At 37.9% G+C, this 1,933-nt stretch carries 2 protein-coding genes and 1 pseudogene; all 3 read right to left on the reverse strand.

Annotated elements, in window-relative coordinates; genetic code table 11:
- A pseudogene (locus tag BMG01_RS10355) lies at positions 1–1,282 on the reverse strand (DNA primase); the annotation flags it as partial.
- Positions 1,283–1,290: 8 nt separating this feature from the next.
- Entirely contained in the window at positions 1,291–1,725 is a 435-nt protein-coding gene (locus tag BMG01_RS10360) for a DNA N-6-adenine-methyltransferase (RefSeq protein WP_004914459.1), read from the reverse strand.
- Positions 1,725–1,933: hypothetical protein (locus BMG01_RS11520; protein WP_206744783.1), on the reverse strand; the 209-nt coding region annotated here is incomplete at its 5' end. The genes BMG01_RS10360 and BMG01_RS11520, both read right to left, overlap by 1 nt.

Genomic DNA, 1,933 nt, shown 5'->3' on the forward strand with positions numbered 1-1,933 from the left:
TGATTGCATTTTCTTTAGCACTGTGTGACCGTGACTTCTTTTTGAATGCAGCTTTCAATTCATCAGGTGTTTTATTGCTATCACCCATGTTTTCTGGGGCAATCGTAAATTCTGGTTCTTCCTTAATGCGATCAACTGTTTTGTTCATCGTTTTTTCTAGCAATCGGTAATTATCTTCTTGCCACACTTGACCGTCATAATACATACTCTTTCGTGCGATGGTATCGTACAAAAAGTTATCACCATAATAATACTTAAAACGCTCTGCTAGTCCTGTGTCATCATAAGAAAAGAACTTTTGTTTTGGACTGTCGTCTTGTTCAGCAACAATTTCTGCATTGCCTGTTAAAAATGTTGGTAAATCTTCTAAATCAATTAATGGTTTCAAGTTTTTGCCGTGATAGACATCTGTTTGTTCAGAAATAGCCTTAGTCAATAATGCAATACCGTAAGTAGTCTGACCACGCTTCTCATTGTATTTATCACGGAACAAGACTGAATCTCTGAATATCTCGTCCATTTGTGCAAAGTCTCGTCCAGTCCAGAATGATAAGTAATTAGCCAATGCAAGGTCAGCTTCTGATTGGCTTGCATAATCATTTTCCCAACCACCGTTAATCAAATGTTTAATGCGTACACCGGAACTGCTTTCGTACATCATTTCTAGCAAGGCTGGTGTATCAATTCTTTCAGTAACTGTATTATCGACCACACCTAGATCAGCATCGATTTTACTTGCTTTCATAAAATACTTACGGTGTAAGCGACCAATCACTTCATCAGGCACTTTCATAATTGATTCTGATTTTGTGATTGTGTCACCTGTTAAAGCAAAGAAACGTCCATTATCATACATTTCAAAGTTGTTATGTCGGCGTTGCCCATCTGGTAGGTTTCCTTTGGCAATGATATGAATGCCTTCGCCACTCATAGACCTCTCTGTATAAGATTGTGTTGAGATAACAAACTCATCGACGATATTATTATCACGATCACCTTCAATAAAGGCGTCAACATCTGACTTAATATGGTCAATGTCAATTCCAAAATAACCGTTAGCAAAGTAGAACGCCAAACCATCAGCGTTAGCAAAGTGTTCCATAGCATTTGATGCTGTTGCGAAGTCAGACCACGTACTAGAGTCGTTAGACTTACCAGCGCCACCACTATAAGGGTCAACAGGCACTTTGGTATATTTATTTTTACTTGGTTGCCAAATCCGATGATACAGCCCCCATTGCCTTAGGTCTCGCAGTTCTTGCGGTATGTCTGTATAACTCATGTTGTCTCCTATAATCCGTATATTATCAGTGCACTTGGAAATGGTGCTGTATTCATTGGTCGTCCATCTAATTCAAATTTCAAACGTCCCTTAATAAATTTAACTGTCGCCTTATCCTGAATGTACTCATGCCAATACTTTGTATCAGTTCTCGATGGTATCAACATCACGATAAATCTATTTGGATCACGCAAATGTTCTTCATACGCTTTTTTGATAAACTCGCCGATATGTCGTCCGTAGGGTGGGTTCATAAACACATTGCCCCCCCATTTTTGTTCTAGCGCATCATCGTCTTCTGTAAAATAAGTATCAACTTTATGGTTTGTATCGCTCGCACAGGCATCTAAATCAAACTTGAATTTTCTATTCAACTTATCAAAGTAATCTTTGGGCGTTTCCCAAACCATGCTTTTTGAGCTGAATAATGCTTTGCTATTCATTAGTTAACCACCTTAATTGTTTCTGGATGCAGCCAAGCATGCATCAATTCATTTTCGCGTTCTCTTCGCCATCCCCAATCATTAAATATTTGTAAACTAGGAAGAGATTTATAATGATCATTTTCAGGATCATTTAACTTAGCTATGAATACACTGAACCAAGTACAGTGTTTGTAAAATAGAAATAAATCTTTTTGTTCACTTGTCA

It is taken from the genome of Leuconostoc sp. BM2, from assembly GCF_002095565.1.
Taxonomy (GTDB): Bacteria; Bacillota; Bacilli; order Lactobacillales; family Lactobacillaceae; genus Leuconostoc; species Leuconostoc falkenbergense.

Coding starts and splice junctions, on each gene's coding strand:
- BMG01_RS10360 (WP_004914459.1), bottom strand. CDS start 1,725: ATGAATAGCAAAGCATTATTCAGCTCAAAAAGCATGGTTTGGGAAACG.